Raw genomic sequence first — 16,717 nt, 5'->3', positions numbered from 1 at the left:
CGCGCCTACTCCGCGCATCCCTCGTGCGGCTCCAGGACGGCGCCGTCCAGCTGGCGGTCGGACTCGGCCCTGGGCACGGGGCGCGAGTACAGGTAGCCCTGTGCGATGACGCCGTCGTCCAGCTGCAACAGCATGGCCGCCTGCTCGCACGTCTCCACACCCTCCACGACAATGGTCACGTGCAGCTTCTCGGCGATGCCCACCACGCCCTCGAGGATGGCCCGGCTGCGCTCGCCGCTCTCGCTGCTCATGAGGAACGTGCGGTCCAGCTTCAGCACGTCTATCGTCAGGTCCTGCAACGTGCCCAGCGACGAGTAGCCGCTGCCGAAGTCGTCGATGGATATGCGGAAGCCCAGGTCCTTCAGCTGGCGGCAGATGACCTTCGCGCGCTCCAGGTCCTCCATGACGATGTTCTCCGTCAGCTCCAGCTCTATGAGGTCGACCGGCACCGCGTACTCGTCGACGATGGCCCTCACCCTCTCGGGAAACCCGTCCCGCTGCAGGTGCAGGCGCGAGAAGTTGCATGCGATGGGCACGACGGGCAGCCCTTGGGCCAACCGCTCCTCCAGGCGGGTGCAAGCTTGGCGCAGCACATGCAGGTCGATCTCGGTCACGAAGCCGTTCTTCTCGAACAGCGGGATGAAGTCGTTCGGCTGCACGATGCCGCGCTGGGGCGATTCCCAGCGCACGAGCGCCTCGAGGCCGACGATGCGGTTCGTGGCCAGCTCGACCTTCGGCTGGTAGTAGGCCGTGAACTCGCCCTGCTCCAGCGCGGTGCGCGCCAGCGCCACCACCGCGCGCTCGGCCACGTCGCGATCCTTCATGTCGGCCGTGTAGAGCGCCGCCTCGCTCGCCGACGTCTCGCCCACGCTGTCGCGCGCGTAGCGGGCGCAGTCCATGAGCTCGGCCAGGGCCTGCGCATCCAGCCGGCGCGACCCGTCCGGACGCTCCACGATGCAGGCGCCGGCGTGCAGGAGCAGGCGGTGCGAGTGGGAGCGCAGCACGTCCAGGTTGTTGAAGCGGCGGTCCAGCTCCGCGAACTGCTCGAGGAAATCCTCCCAACCGTTCCACTGCACCAGCACCACGAACTCGTCTGCAGTGATGTGCGCGTGGTGCTCGCCGTCGCGTTCAAGCTCGCCTAAAAGCTGGTGAGCGCCTTCAGCAGCCGGTCGCCCTCCGCATAGCCGAACGCGGCGTTGAAGCTCTTGAAGCGTACGATGTCCAGGTACACGATGGCGTGCTCCCCGCTGCCGGCATGCTCGAGCACGCCGGCAGCACCCGTGCGGAAGCGGGCGAGCGTCCAGCCGCCCGTGAGCGGGTCGGTGAAGGACAGCTCCTCGATGTGGCGCGCCGTGCGCAGCTTCGTGCGGCCCAGGTAGAGCGCGCCGGCCAAGAGCACCCCGAACAGCGCCACGAGCCCCGAGATGATCTGCAGCGGGTACTGGCGCAGGAAGTCCAGCGGCGTGGTGGGGTGGACGGCCAGCGAGCTCTGCGACACCCAGGTGGTCATCTTGCTCTCCGCCGTGTACTGCACGCAGCGGTCAAGCACGCTCAGCAGGCGCGCGTCGGCGGTCCCCGCCACGCCGATGCTCATGGCGTTCGTGTAGTCGGTGACGGTGGTGACGGTAAGCGACTCGTACTGCGATTCGGCCAGCAGGTAGTTCGCCACGTGCGTGTCGGCATAGGCTGCATCGGCGGCGCCCGTCAGCACGGCATTGACGCACTGCTTCGGCGTGTCGAAGTGCAGCACCTCGTCCCCCACGTGCTGGCGCTCCATCTCGGCAGCCAGGGCGAAGCCCCGCGGCAGGGCGATGCGCGAGCCTTCGGAGGGGGAGTTCGGCCCCACGATGAGGGCCATGGGGTCGCGCAGGTAGGGGCCGGTGGTGGACACGATGCCCTTCGTGGCCTCGTCGGCGTCGCGGTCCACGCCGGCCACGAGGTCCACCTCGCCGCTCTCCACCATGGCGAAGGCGTCGTCGTGGCGGTCGACGGGCACGAACTCGAACGTGAGGCCCGTCACGCGCGAGATGTCCTCGAACAGCCGTGCCGCGGCGCCGTCGAACGCGCCCGTCTCGGGGTCGGTGTAGGACAGCGGCATGCGGAACGCGTCGTAGGCCACCCGCAGCGTGGGCGCGGATGCGAGGTAGGCGTACTCGTCCTCGGTGAACACGGGATCTTGGTCGGTGTTGATGCCGAAATAACGGTTGTACAGCAGCGTGGAGAAGCTGGGGTCGCGCAGCTGGAGGCGGTTCATGGCGGCGGTCAGCTCCTGCTCGAGCACGGCGCGGTCGAGCGGGAATGCGAAGTGGATGGGCTCGGGCGAGAACTGCGCGATCGTGCGGAAGCGCGAGTTGCTTCCCAGGTAGGTGATGGCGATGGCGTCGAGCGTGCCGTCGTCGAGCGCGCCCAGGAGGTCGTCTGTCTCCAGGAACTCCACCACGTCCACGTCGAAGCCGTTGTCCTGCGCGTACTGCGCGAACGCCCGGGCATCCTGGCTGTCCTCGATCACCCCCACGCGCATGCCCGAGAACGCGGCGAAGTCCTCGTAGGCGTAGCGCTGATCGTCAAGGCGCACGTTGAGCGTGGTGTAGATGCTGCACATGGGCTCGGCCGAGAACAGCATGCGGTCCGTGCGCTCCTCGGTGTAGTACACGGCGGGGAGCAGGTCGATCTCGCCGCTCTCCAGCGCATCGTAGGCTTCGGCCCAGCCGGTGAAGTCCACGTACTCGTACGTCCAGTCCACGTAGCGTCGCAGCTCTTCCAGGTAGTCTATGTTGTAGCCTGCGAGCTGGCCGGCCTCGTCGTACGACATGTAGTCGCCGTCCTCGTAGCAGCCCACGCGCACGATGCGCCTGCTGTCCGCCGGGTCCTCGTCGGCGAAGGCGGGCATGCCGAAGGCTCCCGGTAGCGCAAGCAGTGCCGCAACGAGTGCGAGCAGCAAAAGCGGCAGGGGCATCCCATTCCGATGCCGGTTCCGCGCGTCTTCTCCTCCGTGTGCTATGGCCCGCTCCGATCCGCTCCGACGCATTCTCCTGCGTCCTCGCTCGTACGATACCATATTTGCGCGGTTGTGGAGCCAAGGCGAGGGGGCGGCGTACGGCCCGCACGCGAATCGCAGCGCTGGGAAGCGGAAAAGAAATGGCCGGTTCGTCTCCGAACCGGCCATCAAGTTGATGGTGGAGCTTAGGGGGATCGAACCCCTGACCTCATGGCTGCCAGCCATGCGCTCTCCCAGCTGAGCTAAAGCCCCGAAAAAGTGCGAAACCTAGTATAACGGAAGCGCGCACAGGGTCAAGCATCATTTTCAAGAATTTCCTCGTTTTCGGAAGATGGCGAGAACGAGCGCCTCCGATTGTCCACGTACGCGCGCAAATCGTGCACGTTGTGCACATCGAGTTTCGCATAGATACTGTGCAGATGCGTCTTCACCGTGTTGGGCGCGATGAACAGCGCCTCGGCCACGTCGGCGCGCGACTCGCCCGCCACGATGCGCCGCAGCACCTCGAACTCGCGCTGCGTGAGGCTGAAGTCCTCGGCGACGATCTGGCAGGCGCGATGGGCGTTCGTGCCGTCGTCGGGGCCGCCCGGCCGCACGAAGCCCCAGCCGGTACGCAGGTTGGCGGCGTTGGACAGCAGCAGGGCTGCCATGACGAAGCAGAAGGCGGCGGTGCACAGCAGCGCGTTCCAGCCCACGCCGCCCGGTAGCAGCTGCAGCAGGGCGGCTCCCAGCACCGCCCCCAGCGTCCGTCCGGCCATGAGCGAGGTGGTGGGGCAGGCCGCCACCCAGGTAGCCGGTTGGCGGCAGTTCTTGATGAGGTACGATCCCAGCCCCCACAGCACCAGGTCGAGGTACAAAAACCCCGTCACCTGCATCACCGCGCCCGGCGCACCCAGCGGGGCGCCCGCGATGCCGGCGCACAGCAGCCCCAGCCCCACGAGCGGGAACCCGATCTGGTACACCGAGCGGTTGAAGTCGAGCTTGCATACCAGCATCGTGGCCAGGGTGAGCATGGCGGCCAGCAGATAGCCCGCCACGTTCCATGCGGGTGCGAACGGCCCGCCGACGCACGCGAGGGCTACGAGCAGGCCGGCGGCGACGCCCTGGGCCACGGAGGTGACGATGAACCGGTAGGGAACGAGCACCTCGGCCTCGGGCTCCTCGAAGCGCGTTTTGCGGGAGCGGTACACGTTCCGCCGCGCGCGGCTGAACGAGGCGGCAAGCACGAGCGGCAGCGCGAACGCCGCCATCCAGCGCCCCTGCGGCACCGGCAAGAGGGTCAGCGCCAGGTAGAGCAGGCCGGCGGCGAATGCGGCGGATACGCCGAACGTGAGCGTCTGGGTCATGCCGAGGGCGCCCATAATGCGCGCCATCTCGATGTGCACGCCGATGAGCCCCGCCGCCACCAGCGCGATGCCCAGCCCGCGGCACGCGGAAGCCAGCGCCGCGTTGCCCACGCCGCCCAGCTCGCGCAGCAGCAGCAGGAACAGCCCGAGCATGAGGCAGGCTATGAGCAGCCCCAAGTACCAGCTGTGGTCGTGGAACGTCAGCCGGCGGAACAGCATGGCGAAGGCCAGGCACACCAGGGAGCAGGCCAGGAACAGCAGCGTGCAGGCGGGCAGCGCCAGGCCGCCCACGACGAACGTGCCCGGTAGCAGGAACGTTTCCATGAGCAGCAGCACCGCAAGCAGTTTGTAAGAGGTCAAAGCGATGAACAGGGAGGGGATGGTGCGTACGCCGAGGGCCATCCTTCTCAAGTCGCTTTGCCGGTAACGAGCGCGCTCCATAATAGCCTCCTTGAGAGAGCGTGCGGCCGGCTTTGCGCTTGGAACATCCCCATCCCATACGCGACGGCGTTTATTCAACTGGTTCCAGTATACGACACGGCGCGCCCACGCGCCTCAAGGTTTCGGTTTTCCGGCAAGGCGGCGGCTTGCCCTATAATAGGGGGGAGAAAAGGAAGCGAGGCGGGCCGCCGGGGAGAAACCGAGGCGGCCCGCTGGCATGAGGCGCATGGGCGCGGGCGGAGGCGGCATGGCGGCAGATCGGGGAGCGACGGCACCAGGGGGCGTGCGCCGGATGGGCGGGGCGCAAACGCGCGTGCGGCCGGCACCGCTCGGCGCGGACGGAAAGCCCATGTCGGTATGGCAGGTGTGGCTCAAGCGCCTGTGCGTTGTCATGATCGTATGGGCTGTGCTGGAGCTGGTGTTCGGCGCGGCGTTCTGGGCGGTCGGGTCGGTGGCGGATGGCGTGCGGGTCGCCGGCGTGGAGTTGCGCGACATCGCGGCCGCCGTGGGGGCCACGGCGCTTGTGGGCGCGGTGTTCAACCTGGCCATCGGGCTGTTGGGCATCCGCGGGGCCAAGAACCCCTACAAGATCACGCTGTTCTTCTGGATAACGCTGGCCGACGCGGTGCTCACGGCCTGGGCCATGGCCAGCAACCTCTCGTCGGGCATCGTCGACGTCACCGGCATCGTGAGCGGGCTGTTCATCATCGCGCTTGCCGTGTGCACGTGGCAGGTACGCGGCCAGACGGGCTACTTCGACGATCATCCCTAGGGAACCGCTGATTAATTTTCGGATTCGGCTTTTTCGCAGGGCAGGCACCCCGCGCCTGCCGCTCGATCGCGGCGTTCTCCCGGCTCTACGGCAAGCACGGGGCGCCCGCCCTGCGAAGCACGCGCGGCAGGGGCGTCGATCGGCGGTTCCCCGGGTCCGCAACGGATCGCCGCGCATCCCGAGCGGCACGGCGCCGTGCAAGCCGGCGATCGCGCGGCGATGCCCGCCCGCATCGCCCTGTTCCTTCGGACACGGTAATGGAATCGAAGAAAATTTTCGATATTTTACCGTATCGGACGACGAGGGTTCCGAAACCCCCTTCCAAGGCGAGATAATCGCCCGAATCAGCGCGAAAAGCCGGATATCGGGCGTCGAGCGAGAGCTTTCGGACGCGAGATCCCGAGGTTCGGTAATATATCGGGAAAAAATTGCGAATCCATTACCGTAGTTTGAGATGCGACCTGCGGCGTGTCCTGAGAGGTTTCGTGTCAAGAAATCCAATGGCGAGGCCGGTTGAGCCGCTACGCTATTACTTAATCAACGGTTCCCTAGAAACAAGTGTGCCGGAGGACACCCCCCGGCGACTTGGAAGAAACACCTCTCGACGTCTCTCGTGCTTTTATGCCATGGATCGAGGATGGTGGCTAGACCTTCGCAGACTCCGCCATCGAGCAGTTACGCCTTCCCCTTCACCATGGAGAGCGAGATCTTGCCGCGGTCCTTGTCGACGGCGGTGACCCAGACGGTGACGGTGTCGCCCACGGCCACGACCTCGCTCGGGTGGCGCACGAAGCGATCGGCCAGCTTGGAGACGTGCACAAGGCCGTCCTGCTTCACGCCGATGTCCACGAACGCGCCGAAGTCCACCACGTTGCGCACGGTACCGGTGAGCTCCATGCCGGGCACGAGGTCGTCGAAGGAGCGGATGCCCTTGCTGAACACGACCTCCGGCGCGCTGTCGCGGGGGTCGCGGCCCGGCTTCTCCAGCTCGGCCACGATGTCGCGCAGGGTGGGCAGGCCCACGCCAAGCTCGGCCGCGAGGGCGGGCAGGTCGCCCAGGCGGCTCGCGATGTCGGGGACGCCGCCGCGTGCAAGCGCCTCCGGCTTCACCTTCGCGCGCTTCAGCAGCTCGCGCGCCACGGGGTAGCTCTCGGGGTGGACGCTCGTGGCGTCGAGCGGGTTCGCGCCGCCGGCCACGCGCAAAAAGCCCGCGCAGTTCTGGTAGGCCTTGGCGCCGAGCTTGGGTACCTTCTTGAGCTCGCGGCGGTCGGAGAACCTTCCGTGCTCCTCGCGGTAGGCCACGATGTTCCTCGCCACGGCGGTGTTCACGCCCGACACGTAGCCGAGCAGGCTCGCGCTGGCCGTGTTGAGGTCCACGCCCACGCGGTTCACGACGCGCTCCACCACGCCCGCGAGCGCGCGGCCGAGCTCCGCCTGGTTGAGGTCGTGCTGGTACTGGCCCACGCCGATGGACTGCGGCGGTATCTTCACCAGCTCCGCGAGCGGGTCCTGCAGGCGGCGGCCCAGGCTCATGGCGCCGCGCGTGGTGACGTCGAGGTCAGGGTACTCCTCGCTCGCCAGCTGGGAGGCGGAGTACACCGATGCGCCGGCCTCGTTCACGATGGTGTAGCGCAGGGGCGCGTCCGTCTTGGCAATGAGGTCGGCCACGACCTCCTCCGTCTCGCTGCTGCCCGTGCCGTTGCCGATGACGATGGTGTTGGCGCGGTGGCGCTCCACGTACTCGGCCAGCTTGTCCTGCGTCTTGCGCACCTCGCTGCGCGGCGGGGTGGGGTAGACGGTGGTGAAGTCGAGCAGCTTGCCGTACTCGTCGAGCACCGCCACTTTGCAGCCGGTGCGGTAGCCTGGGTCGATGGCGATGACGCGCGCGCCGCGCACGGGGCGCTGCGAAAGCAGGCTCTCGGTGTTCTTCGCGAACACCTTGATGGCGTCGGCTTCGGCGCGCTCGGTGAGCAGCACGCGCATCTCGCGGTCGAGGGAGGGGGCCACGAGGCGCTTGTAGCCGTCGGCCACGGCCTCGCGCAGCACGGGGGCGAAGGGGCTTGCCGGGTTCCTGACCACGCGGCGCTCGAGCTGCTCGATGGCGGCGTCCGCGTCCACGCGCACCTTCGCGCGCAGCTTGCCCTCCTTCTCGCCGCGGTTGACGGCGAGCACGCGGTGGTTGGGGATGCGCGAGAGCGGCTCGGAGAAGTCGTAGTACGCCTCGTAGACGGTCTTCTCCTGTGGGTCGACCGCCTCCACGGCCAGCGCGCCGGTGCGCAACGTGAACGCGCGCAGGGCCTCGGTGTGCTCGGCGTCGTCGGCGATGACCTCGGCCACGATGTCCTGCGCGCCCTGCAGCGCCGCCTCCGGCGTGGGGAAGCCGGCCTCGGCGTTCACGAGCCCGGCCGCCAGGGCGAGGGGGCTCTTGTCGCTGCGGCCCTGCGCCAGGATGAGCAGCGCAAGGGGCTCGAGGCCTGCGTCGCGTGCCTTCGACGCACGGGTGGCGCGCTTCTTCTTGAACGGCTTGTACAGGTCCTCCACGCGTTGCATGACCTCGGCCGCCTCGATCTTCGCGCGCAGCTCGGGTGTGAGCTTGCCTTGCTCGTCGATGGCGTGCAGCACCTCGGCCTTGCGGGCCTCGAGGTTGCGCAGGTAGGCGAGGCGCTCGTCGAAGGTGCGCAGCTGGGCGTCGTCCATGCCGCCGGTGGCCTCCTTGCGGTAGCGAGCGATGAACGGGATGGTGTTGCCCTCGTCGACAAGGGCGATAACGGCCGCGACCTGCGCCGCGGTCAGGCCGAGCTCGCGCGCGAGCGTGGTGTGGATGGATGACATGGGCGGTGCTCCTGTGTTCCGGATTGAAATCGGGTTTGTCATTATACGCGAAGGTCGGCGGAAGGCTCGTCGGGCGCGTCCGGCCCCGGCGCTCCGTGCTCCCGTCCCCATTCGCACATGGCCTCCATCAGGGGGTAGAGCGACTTCCCCTTCTCGGAGAGGCGGTACTCCACCTTCGGCGGGATCTGCGGGTACTCGGTGCGCACGATGAGGCCGTCGGCTTCCAGGTCCTTCAGCTGGCGGCTGAGCGTCTTGTCGGTGATGCGCCCGATCTTGCGCTTGAGCTCGTTGAACCGCATGGTCTCGCATTCCACGAGCCAGTACATGATGACGAGGCGCCACTTCCCGCCGATCATCGACAGCGTGTAGCCGAACGGCGTGTCGGCGAGCGACGAGAGGCTTCCCTCGTAGGGCTCCATGCTCATAGCGCTTCCCTTCAAGATAGTACCTGGTAAGAAAGACCGTACTTCCACAACGGCTTGCTCCGCATTATAACGGGATAAGGGAAGAGGGATGCCCGATGTTCGCGAAAGGAATGCGCCATGGCCATGAACAAGGTGAGGATCACCGTTTTGAAGACCACGCTCGACGAGGAGCTGGCCGAGGAGTACGGCGTCCCCGGGCTGCAAGCGTGCCCGATGATGCGCGCCGGCCAGGAGTTCTACGCCGACTACGCCAAGCCCGAGGGATTCTGCGACGAGGCGTGGAAGGCCGTCTACCAGTACGTGTTCGCGCTCGCCCACGGCGGCGACGGCTTCGCGTTTTACCACGACGACTGGATGCGCGAACCTGGATGCGCCATCGTCAGCTGCAACGACGGCCTGCGCCCCGTCATCATGAAGCTCGAGGCCACTGACCTGCCCGCCGAGCTGGGCTACGAGCCGGTGCGCTAGAGGCGTATCCTCAAGTACCCCATGTCCGCGAGCTGGTGGCCGTCCTCGACAAGCGCGAGCAGGTTGTCGCGGTGAAGGTACCGCTCGATCATGTCCACCGATTCGTCGGCGATGAGCAGCAGGTCGAGGTGCCGCGCTCTGTCGCTTTCGGGGATTTCGACGAGCTCCCTGTAGGGCTCCTCCTCGTGTCTTAGAATCGCAGGCGGGATAATCCCAAAGAGACCGTATAGCGGGCAGACGCGTCCGGGTTCCCGGCGCGCGATCGATAGAGCGAGCGGAAGGCGAGGGCGATGAACATCCAGGTGTTCGGCACCAAGAAGAGCTTCGACACGAAGAAAGCGCAGCGCTATTTCAAGGAGCGGCGCGTGAAGTTCCAGTTCATCGACCTGGCGGAGAAGGGGATGAGCAAGGGCGAGCTGGAATCGGTGCGCCGGGCGGTCGGCGGCATCGACGCGCTCGTCGACCCGAAGGCGAAGGACCAGGACACGGTGGCGCTGCTCGCCTACCTCTCGCCCGACCAGAAGTTCGACAAGCTGCTGGAAAACCAGCACGTGCTGGCCGAGCCCGTGGTGCGCAACGGCAAGCAGGCCACGGTGGGCTACGCGCCCGACGTGTGGAAAACCTGGGAGTAGCGTGACACCGTCCGCCGCCCCGCAGCGCACGGGGCCTCGGGGCCGCCCTGCAACCTGCGGGGCGGCCCCGGTTGGGGCAGGGGAGGCGGTTAAGCGGCGTCCTGTTCCCAGTTCAGCGTGATGCGTCCGTCCTTTGCGGGGGACACCTCGCCCGCATCGGCCAAGTACGCGGTCATGAGATCGGTGATGGTTCCCAGCTCGGAGTGCGCTTTCACCGTGGACGACACGTAGGATTCGTCCACCGTCCCGGCCCAGGCGGCAACGGTGTAGAGCTTGCCGTCGTCGATCTCGGTGCCGTCGGCCAGCGCCAGGCTCAGCACGTTGCTCGCCTCGTCGCGCCACGGCGCGTACTCTGCCTTCAGGCCGGAGAACGCGTACAGCGCGTTCACCTCCTCGCCGTTGAGCAGAGGGTGCTCCATGAGCTTCTTCAGGTTCGCGCCCGTAATCTCGTAGGTGGTCAGCGCGTCGTCTTTGGAGACGCTGCGCAGGTTGAACCGGTCGGGTATGTCGATGGTGCCCTGGTAGATCTTGCTCGAGTTGCCCTTGTAGTACGTGCCGTGCAAAAGCAGCGCCGCATCGGCGCCGGCGGCCTCGCGCATGACGTCGGCCATGAGCATGCTGGTCTCGAGTGCGGTGAAGTCCTCGGCGGCGGTCCCAATGGCCACGCTCGGTTCAGGCGCGGTGGGGTCGAGCGGCTCGAACTCGTCGGTGGCCGCGATGACCTCGTCCATGGTCATGTTCCCGCGCATCCAGTCGAAGGCCGTCTCGAAGTCGCTCGTCTGGCCGAACTGGTCGGCGAAGTACAGCTGGCCCTTGTCGAGACAGTTCTTGACGTCCCAGAACTCGCTGCGGATGTTCTCCTGGTATGTCTTGACGCCGCTGATGCCGGTGAAGCACTGGAACAGCACGTCCTGCCCCTCGTCGGTGCTCAGGTAGTCGACGATGTCCAGCAGGATCTGCTTCTTGTCCGGGTCGTCCATGGAGCGTTGCGGCGCGGCCAGGTTCGTGCCCGGCACCATCTGCATCCAGCGCTCGCCCGACGTGTCGGTGGGATAGCCGATGAAGTCTATCTCGCAGTCGGGGTTCTCCTCCTCGTAGAGGCCGTACATGCCCAGCTCGGCGGGGATCATGGCTATCTCGCCTGCGTACATGGCCTGGCGGTTCTTCGTGAGGCTCGAGGTGAAATCGCCCTCCACGACGATGCCGCGGTCGTACAGCTCCCTCAAAACGCTGTAGTACGGCTCCAGCAGGCCCTCGCACGAGGCCTCGCCCTTGACCACTGCTTCGTACTGGGCGCGTTTCTCGCTCGTGCCCAGCAGCTCGCGGTTCGTCAGGCCCAAGCCCACCTCCTGCACCGAGTACTTCAGGCAGGGGACGAAGGGGCGGATGCCCTCGGCGGAGATTTCCTCGCACGGCTTGAACAGCTCGTCGCGCGTGGCGGGAATCTCCCAGCCGTGCTCCTCGAAGAGCGTCTTGTTGTAGAAGATGCCCTTGACGGCGCTGTTGACGGGCAGCTGGCGCAGCGAGCCGTCGGCATCGAGCGCTTCGAGCGACGAGAGGTTGTAGCGGCTGGTGAAGCTTTCGGCGGAGAAGTCGTAGGCGTACTTGCTGTCGCCCATGCGCATGCCGCTGAATATGAGGTCGGGCAGGTCCTCGTGCTCGCCCTGCTTCTCAACGTAGGCCCTGACCGTGTTCGTTCCCGCCGCGTTGACCGAGGCTATTTGGATATGGGGGAACTTCTCCTCCAAGGCGGCTTTCAGCGGGGCGTCGTTGAAGACGGTGTAGCGGCCGAGGGTGATGAGCGTCTTGTTCGGATCAAGCGGCTCGTAGGTGACGATCTCGTTGTCGGGGCGGGTTTCCTGCTCGGCAGCGCTGGGCGAGCAGGCGGTGAGGCCCAGAAGCAAGGCTCCGGCCATCAGGCTGCTGATGATCTTCCGTACGTTCATTGTGCTCCCCTCTTATCGGTTGAAGTACCTGCGGAAAACCTTGTTTATGTCATCGAGGTCCAAGGGTTTCGTCAGATGGTCCTGCATGCCGTGGCGAAGCGAGTTCTCCACGTCCTCCTGGTAGGCGCCCGCCGAAAGCGCCACGATGGGCAGGGTCGCCCCGTCAGGGTGCTGGCTCGCGCGGATAGCCTCGGCCGCCTCGAGCCCGGTCATGACGGGCATCTGTATATCCATCAGCACCAGCGCGTACCAGCCTGCCTCCGAGGCCTCCACTTTCCGGACGGCCTCGGCGCCGTTGGAGGCCGTGTCGATCTGCACGCCCAGATCGGACAGGAGGTCCACGATGATCTCGCGGTTCATCTCGTTGTCCTCGGCCAGGAGCACCCGTTTGCCGCGGCAGAGTTCGAGCAGGTCCCTTTCATCCTGTTCGGCCTCGGGCTCCGCGGCGGGCAGGTAGATTCTCTCCAGCGGGAGGTAGACCGTGAAGGCCGATCCCCTGCCCGGCGTGCTGTCTACCGAAACCTCGCCGTCCATGAGCTCCACCAGGCTGTGCACGATGGCAAGCCCCAGCCCGCTGCCCACGTGGGAGGAGGTGAGCGACGACTGCTCCTGCTCGAAGGGTTCGAACAAGCGCTCCATGAACTCCTTGCTCATACCGGGGCCGGTGTCGCGCACGACGAGCTTTATGAGGGAGATCGACCCGTCTTGGGAGGCCTCCTCGCAGGTGAGCGTGACGGTGCCGCCTTCGGGCGTGAACTTGACGGCGTTCGAGACCAGGTTCACCAAGCATTGCCTGATCCTGGTTGCATCCCCGCAATAGTTCGCATGGGAGAGCGAGCGCAGCTCCTCGGCGAGCTCCACGCCCTTCGCCTCGGCGGGGCCGTTCTGCAGCGCGATGACGGAATCCAGCACCTCGTTCAGGTCGAACGGGTTGTGCGAGAGGGCCATCTTGCCGCTGTCCAGACGGTTCATGTCCAGCATGTCGCTGATAACCTCTATCAGGTACTCGCCCGACTTCTTCGACCGCTCCAGATGGATCGCCGCGGCCGGCGGGTCGTCGAGGGAGCGCAGAGCCAGCTCGTTCGACCCGACGATGGCGTTGAGCGGCGTGCGGATGTCGTGCGACATCTTGGTGAGAAAGTCGCTCTTGAGGCTGGCGCGGGCGCTTTCGAGTTTCGTCCTCTGGTTCTTGCTGGCCAGGTAGTGCAGCCAGAGGAACGAGAGCGCTCCCAAGGCGGCCGCGATGACGACCATCAACCCGATGACGTTGCGCATGCCCGCGAAGGTCTCTTGGGCGGTGACCGACACGGGGATGGCCATCACGATGTTGCGGCCCTCGTTGTCGGGGAACGTCTGCATGAGCCAGGTGTCGCCCCTCAAATCCACGAGGACCTGCTCCTCCGTGCAGGTGCGAAGCGCCGTCTGCAGCTTGTCCACCTGGGCGGGGTCCACGCCGTCGTTGGCGAGGATGTGCAGGAAGTTGTGGCTTTGGAAGTACTCGTTCGCCTGCGATTCCGAGGGGCGCAGCAGGATCACGCCGTTCGTGTCGACCACGTACGAGGCGCCCTGGCCGTTGAATACGGGCAGGATGGCCACATCGGCGTATTCCTGGGAGTCCACCACCTCCAGGAGCCCCGCCACCGGCGCCCCGTCGATGACGACGTTGCTGACGGGCGCGGCGAACGCCCAGAAATCGCCTTTGCCCTGCACCGTGCAGAACTCGGAATGCACCTCGGTCCAGGTGCTCAGGTCCTCGCTGAGCATGGAGCCGGATATGACGATGGCCTTTCCCTCCAGGGACAGGCACCGCCCGTCGTCCATCATCAGGTAGATGCCGCTCAAGTGGCTGAGCAGCTCGCTCACTTCGGACATCGTCGATGCGTTGGAGTGAGAGAGGAACTGTGCGGCGGTGGCGGTCTCGTCCTCGTGGAGTTCTTTCAGAAGGCTGAGTTTCCTCGAGACCAGGTCGCTGATCTGCTGCACGGACTCGACGCGCTCCTCGTGGATGGACTGGTTGAGGTCCGAGTAGGCGCGCACGAAAGCCCAGGTGCCCATCAGGAGGACAACCAGGAGGATCCCGCTCGTCACCTTGAGCCAGAAGGGCGCCTGCGTTTGCGCTATTCGCTTCGCCGTCGTCTTCACTGGCCGCACGCCTGGTCGGGCGATTGCTCCCCGGCTTCCTCGCTGGGTATCTCGGAGAGCACCGACAGCTGGCCGGCCATGGAGTCGTCGTACAGGCAGTAGCAGTTGCGGCCCCGCTGCTTGGCGGCGTACAGCGCCCGGTCCGCGCAGTGGAACAGCTCGTCGAACTGCATGCCGTCCTGCGGTGCGCGGGCAACGCCCATGCTGACGGTGATGGGGTGTCCCTTGCACGTGCACCGCAAAGAGCTGAAGATGCGCTCGACGGCCGGGGTGGAGTCAAGGGGCGATTCGATGAAGATGAGGAACTCGTCGCCGCCGATGCGGGCGGTGATGTCCACGTCGCGCACCGCGCCGAGCATGCGCCGGGCCGTCTCCTGCAAAAGCTCGTCGCCGAACAGGTGCCCGTAGTGATCGTTCGCATGCTTGAAGAAGTCGAGGTCGAAGAGCATGAGCGTGAAGCACATGCCGGACTCGGCCTCGTCCAAGGCCTCCTGCACGACCTTTCGGGCGGCTTTGCGATGGTACAGCCCCGTGAGCGCATCGGTGTTCGCCTGCTCTATGAGCCGATCCATCTTCAAACGCTCGTCGTGGACGTCGATGCATTTCCCGATGAACCCGGTGAAGATATCGGCGTCGTTGCCCAGCCAAAGGGGGCGGGCCAGGAACTTGTGCCAGCGGCGGGTGCCGTTCACGTTCAGCAGGTAATGCCCGCTCACCTTCGGATCCTTCGGGGATGCCGAGAGTATGAGGTTGCGCAGGCTCTCCATATCGCGGCGCACCATGACCCGCAGCAGCTCCGGGTTCCCGTTCGGGTTCTCGATGAAGCTGGGCAGGCCGAGCTGCGAGGCACCCCATTCCGAGAGCATGAGGGTGTCGGTGTGCGCGGTGTACTCGAACTGGATCTCCCGCGACAAGTCGGCGAAGAACTGGTACTTGATGCGCTCCTGCTCCAGAAGCGCCAGCGTGCGGTTGGACACGTTGCCGGACTGCATCATGGAGCGGGTGGCGTCGATCATCTCGTCTTTCGAGGCGTGGCCCAGCGACTTCAGCTTGAGCTCCTTTTCCAGCTGGGGGCCTATGTCGGCCAGGCACTGGAGGAGGAGCGGGTTGAACGCGCCGCACTCGCCGTCGAATATCATGCGCATGGACACCTCGTGCGGCAAGGCCTCCTTGTACACGCGCTTGTGCGTCAGGGCATCGTACACGTCGGCGAGCGCCACCACCTGCGCCTCGATGGGAATGTCATCGCCGACGAGGCCGTCGGGGTAGCCCTTGCCGTCGTAGCGCTCGTGGTGCCAGCGGCAGATGTCGCGCGCTACGCTGACCAGCTCCTCGTGCGGGTAGTAGCGGGTGCTCTCCAGGATGTTCGCGCCGGCCTCGCTGTGGGTCTTCATGATGAGCCACTCTTCCGGCGTGAGCTTGCCGGGCTTGTTCAAAATGCTCTCACTGATGGATATCTTGCCGATGTCGTGCAGCGCCGAGGCGTTGGCGATGAGGGGGATCCGGGGCTGGATGGCGCTGTACTGGTCGGAGATGCGGCAGAGCTGGGCGAGCAGCATCTTCGTGATGGAGCGGATGTTCAGCACGTGCATTCCGCTCTCCCCGTTGCGGAACTCCACGATGTGGCTGAGCACCTCCACCATGATCAGGTTGCTCTTTTCCTTGTCGAGCATCTGGTTGGTCACCATGTTCTCGAGCATCTTCTGCTTGGAGTACAGCAAGACGGTGTTGCCCACGCGGCGCTGCACCGCCTTGGGGTCGAAGGGCCGGCTGATGTACTCGGTGGCGCCCAGGTCGTAGGCGCTGTCGATGTAGGTGGAGGCGCTTTCGGCCGAGATGATGATGACGGGGATGCTCTCGAGCCATTTGTTCTTGCCCATGACGGCCAGCACTTCGAAGCCGTCCATCTCGGGCATGACGATGTCCAGCAGCATGAGGGATATCTCGTGCTCGTGCTCTTGGAGCATCGCGATGGCTTCGCGTCCGTTCTCGGCTTCCAAGACGTCGTATTCCTTGTAGAGGATGTCCGCCAGCATGGAGCGGTTCAGCTCGGAGTCGTCCACGATGAGGATCTGGCTGCGCTTCCTCATGCTTGGCCCCCTTCCACCCGGCTCGACAGCTTGTCGATGCAGGCTATCGTCTTCCCATATGCCCGCTCTGTCTCCTCCAGCAGGGGCGCGATGGTCTCGCTTGACGCCTTCGAGCGAAGGGCTTCGGTGAGCCTGGACGAGCTGTCAGTCAGCGGGGACAGGCCGAGGTTGAGTGCGGAGCCCTTGATGGTGTGGGCTGCGCGGAAGGCGGTGTCAACATCCCCTTCAAGGAGGGCTCGGCGCAGGATGTCCATGGAGTCGTCGCGTCGTAGAATGCCCAGGTACTTCCGAATGCGTTCGTCGCTGCCTATCCTTCGGATCGCCTCGGCGTAATCTGCGCCCATCTCCTCGTAGCAATGCTCCATCGTCGCCCCCGCTTTGTTATCCCCGTTTTTTGTTCCGTGTACCAGATCGTCAACCGAATAGCAACAGATACTTTACCCCATAAAGATATCCATGACATTGATAAACCGGATCAATTTCTCTTTTTTGCTCGGCTTGTGAGCTGGCAAGACGGCAAGGGTGCCCTCGCGCGCGACGATGGTGTGCGCGGAAATACGTGTCCGCCGATGTTTTGCATCCGGTCGTTCGGCGACCGCTCAATTCCGCGTCAAGCTGATATGAT

At 65.6% G+C, this 16,717-nt stretch carries 12 protein-coding genes and 1 tRNA gene; 3 read left to right on the top strand and 10 right to left on the bottom strand.

The genetic code is table 11. The features are described 5' to 3' along the window. Positions 1 to 5: 5 nt before the first annotated feature. From C1877_RS15730 to C1877_RS08335, 4 genes are all read right to left on the bottom strand, one after another. Positions 6 to 1,082 (bottom strand): EAL domain-containing protein, encoded by a 1,077-nt coding sequence (locus tag C1877_RS15730; protein ID WP_244909827.1) that lies wholly within the window; start codon positions 1,080 to 1,082, stop codon positions 6 to 8. Between the two features lie 56 nt (positions 1,083 to 1,138). Then, positions 1,139 to 2,890: a transporter substrate-binding domain-containing diguanylate cyclase gene (locus tag C1877_RS15725; RefSeq protein WP_244909826.1), complete on the bottom strand. Its 1,752-nt coding sequence runs from the start codon at positions 2,888 to 2,890 to the stop codon at positions 1,139 to 1,141. Between the two features lie 284 nt (positions 2,891 to 3,174). Next, positions 3,175 to 3,250: transfer RNA gene (locus tag C1877_RS08340), tRNA-Ala, on the bottom strand. Positions 3,251 to 3,291: 41 nt separating this feature from the next. Further along, entirely contained in the window at positions 3,292 to 4,785 is a 1,494-nt protein-coding gene (locus tag C1877_RS08335; RefSeq protein WP_041239394.1) for a helix-turn-helix transcriptional regulator, read from the bottom strand. A 349-nt stretch (positions 4,786 to 5,134) separates the two neighbouring features. Here C1877_RS08335 and C1877_RS08330 point away from each other — a divergent pair, with 349 nt between their 5' ends. Then, positions 5,135 to 5,557 (top strand): hypothetical protein, encoded by a 423-nt coding sequence (locus C1877_RS08330; RefSeq protein WP_227155728.1) that lies wholly within the window; start codon positions 5,135 to 5,137, stop codon positions 5,555 to 5,557. A gap of 675 nt (positions 5,558 to 6,232) precedes the next feature. On the opposite strand, the gene C1877_RS08325 is transcribed toward C1877_RS08330, so the two are convergent. Together C1877_RS08325 and C1877_RS08320 are read right to left on the bottom strand one after the other, a co-directional pair. After that, complete coding sequence (locus C1877_RS08325; protein ID WP_015540288.1) at positions 6,233 to 8,389, bottom strand: Tex family protein; 2,157 nt, start codon at positions 8,387 to 8,389, stop codon at positions 6,233 to 6,235. A gap of 41 nt (positions 8,390 to 8,430) precedes the next feature. Next, positions 8,431 to 8,814: a winged helix-turn-helix transcriptional regulator gene (locus tag C1877_RS08320; RefSeq protein WP_015540289.1), complete on the bottom strand. Its 384-nt coding sequence runs from the start codon at positions 8,812 to 8,814 to the stop codon at positions 8,431 to 8,433. A 117-nt stretch (positions 8,815 to 8,931) separates the two neighbouring features. Between C1877_RS08320 and C1877_RS08315 the strand changes: the two genes are divergently transcribed. Together C1877_RS08315 and C1877_RS08310 are read left to right on the top strand one after the other, a co-directional pair. Then, a complete protein-coding gene (locus tag C1877_RS08315; RefSeq protein ID WP_015540290.1) occupies positions 8,932 to 9,282 on the top strand; it encodes a TIGR04076 family protein in 351 nt (116 codons plus the stop codon). Positions 9,283 to 9,572: 290 nt separating this feature from the next. Then, complete coding sequence (locus C1877_RS08310; RefSeq protein ID WP_015540292.1) at positions 9,573 to 9,914, top strand: arsenate reductase family protein; 342 nt, start codon at positions 9,573 to 9,575, stop codon at positions 9,912 to 9,914. Positions 9,915 to 10,003: 89 nt separating this feature from the next. On the opposite strand, the gene C1877_RS08305 is transcribed toward C1877_RS08310, so the two are convergent. Genes C1877_RS08305 through C1877_RS08290 form a run of 4 tightly spaced genes read right to left on the bottom strand, consistent with a single transcriptional unit; the run spans position 10,004 to position 16,457 of the window. Further along, entirely contained in the window at positions 10,004 to 11,860 is a 1,857-nt protein-coding gene (locus C1877_RS08305) for an ABC transporter substrate-binding protein (protein ID WP_114568922.1), read from the bottom strand. A 12-nt stretch (positions 11,861 to 11,872) separates the two neighbouring features. Further along, a complete protein-coding gene (locus tag C1877_RS08300; RefSeq protein ID WP_041239702.1) occupies positions 11,873 to 14,002 on the bottom strand; it encodes an ATP-binding response regulator in 2,130 nt (709 codons plus the stop codon). Further along, positions 13,999 to 16,092 carry a bifunctional diguanylate cyclase/phosphohydrolase gene (locus C1877_RS08295; protein WP_015540294.1) on the bottom strand — a complete coding sequence of 698 codons (2,094 nt, stop codon included), beginning with the start codon at positions 16,090 to 16,092 and terminating at the stop codon, positions 13,999 to 14,001. Before C1877_RS08295 ends, C1877_RS08300 begins: the two co-directional genes overlap by 4 nt. After that, entirely contained in the window at positions 16,089 to 16,457 is a 369-nt protein-coding gene (locus C1877_RS08290) for an Hpt domain-containing protein (protein ID WP_015540295.1), read from the bottom strand. The genes C1877_RS08295 and C1877_RS08290 overlap by 4 nt, the downstream gene beginning before the upstream one ends. Positions 16,458 to 16,717: the final 260 nt, after the last annotated feature.

Origin of the sequence: Gordonibacter pamelaeae, from assembly GCF_003340385.1 — a bacterium.
In the GTDB taxonomy this organism is placed as follows: Bacteria; Actinomycetota; Coriobacteriia; order Coriobacteriales; family Eggerthellaceae; genus Gordonibacter; species Gordonibacter pamelaeae.
This window is presented reverse-complemented; position numbering and strand designations above follow the sequence as displayed.

Bases quoted from the DNA above. Each gene is read 5' to 3' on its own strand.
- C1877_RS08325 (WP_015540288.1), bottom strand. From the start codon at position 8,389: ATGTCATCCATCCACACCACGCTCGCGCGCGAGCTCGGCCTGACCGCG.
- C1877_RS08315 (WP_015540290.1), top strand. From the start codon at position 8,932: ATGGCCATGAACAAGGTGAGGATCACCGTTTTGAAGACCACGCTCGAC.
- C1877_RS08290 (WP_015540295.1), bottom strand. From the start codon at position 16,457: ATGGAGCATTGCTACGAGGAGATGGGCGCAGATTACGCCGAGGCGATC.
- C1877_RS15725 (WP_244909826.1), bottom strand. From the start codon at position 2,890: ATGCCCGCCTTCGCCGACGAGGACCCGGCGGACAGCAGGCGCATCGTG.
- C1877_RS08330 (WP_227155728.1), top strand. From the start codon at position 5,135: ATGTCGGTATGGCAGGTGTGGCTCAAGCGCCTGTGCGTTGTCATGATC.
- C1877_RS08310 (WP_015540292.1), top strand. From the start codon at position 9,573: ATGAACATCCAGGTGTTCGGCACCAAGAAGAGCTTCGACACGAAGAAA.
- C1877_RS08335 (WP_041239394.1), bottom strand. From the start codon at position 4,785: ATGGAGCGCGCTCGTTACCGGCAAAGCGACTTGAGAAGGATGGCCCTC.
- C1877_RS08320 (WP_015540289.1), bottom strand. From the start codon at position 8,814: ATGAGCATGGAGCCCTACGAGGGAAGCCTCTCGTCGCTCGCCGACACG.
- C1877_RS08295 (WP_015540294.1), bottom strand. From the start codon at position 16,092: ATGAGGAAGCGCAGCCAGATCCTCATCGTGGACGACTCCGAGCTGAAC.
- C1877_RS08305 (WP_114568922.1), bottom strand. From the start codon at position 11,860: ATGAACGTACGGAAGATCATCAGCAGCCTGATGGCCGGAGCCTTGCTT.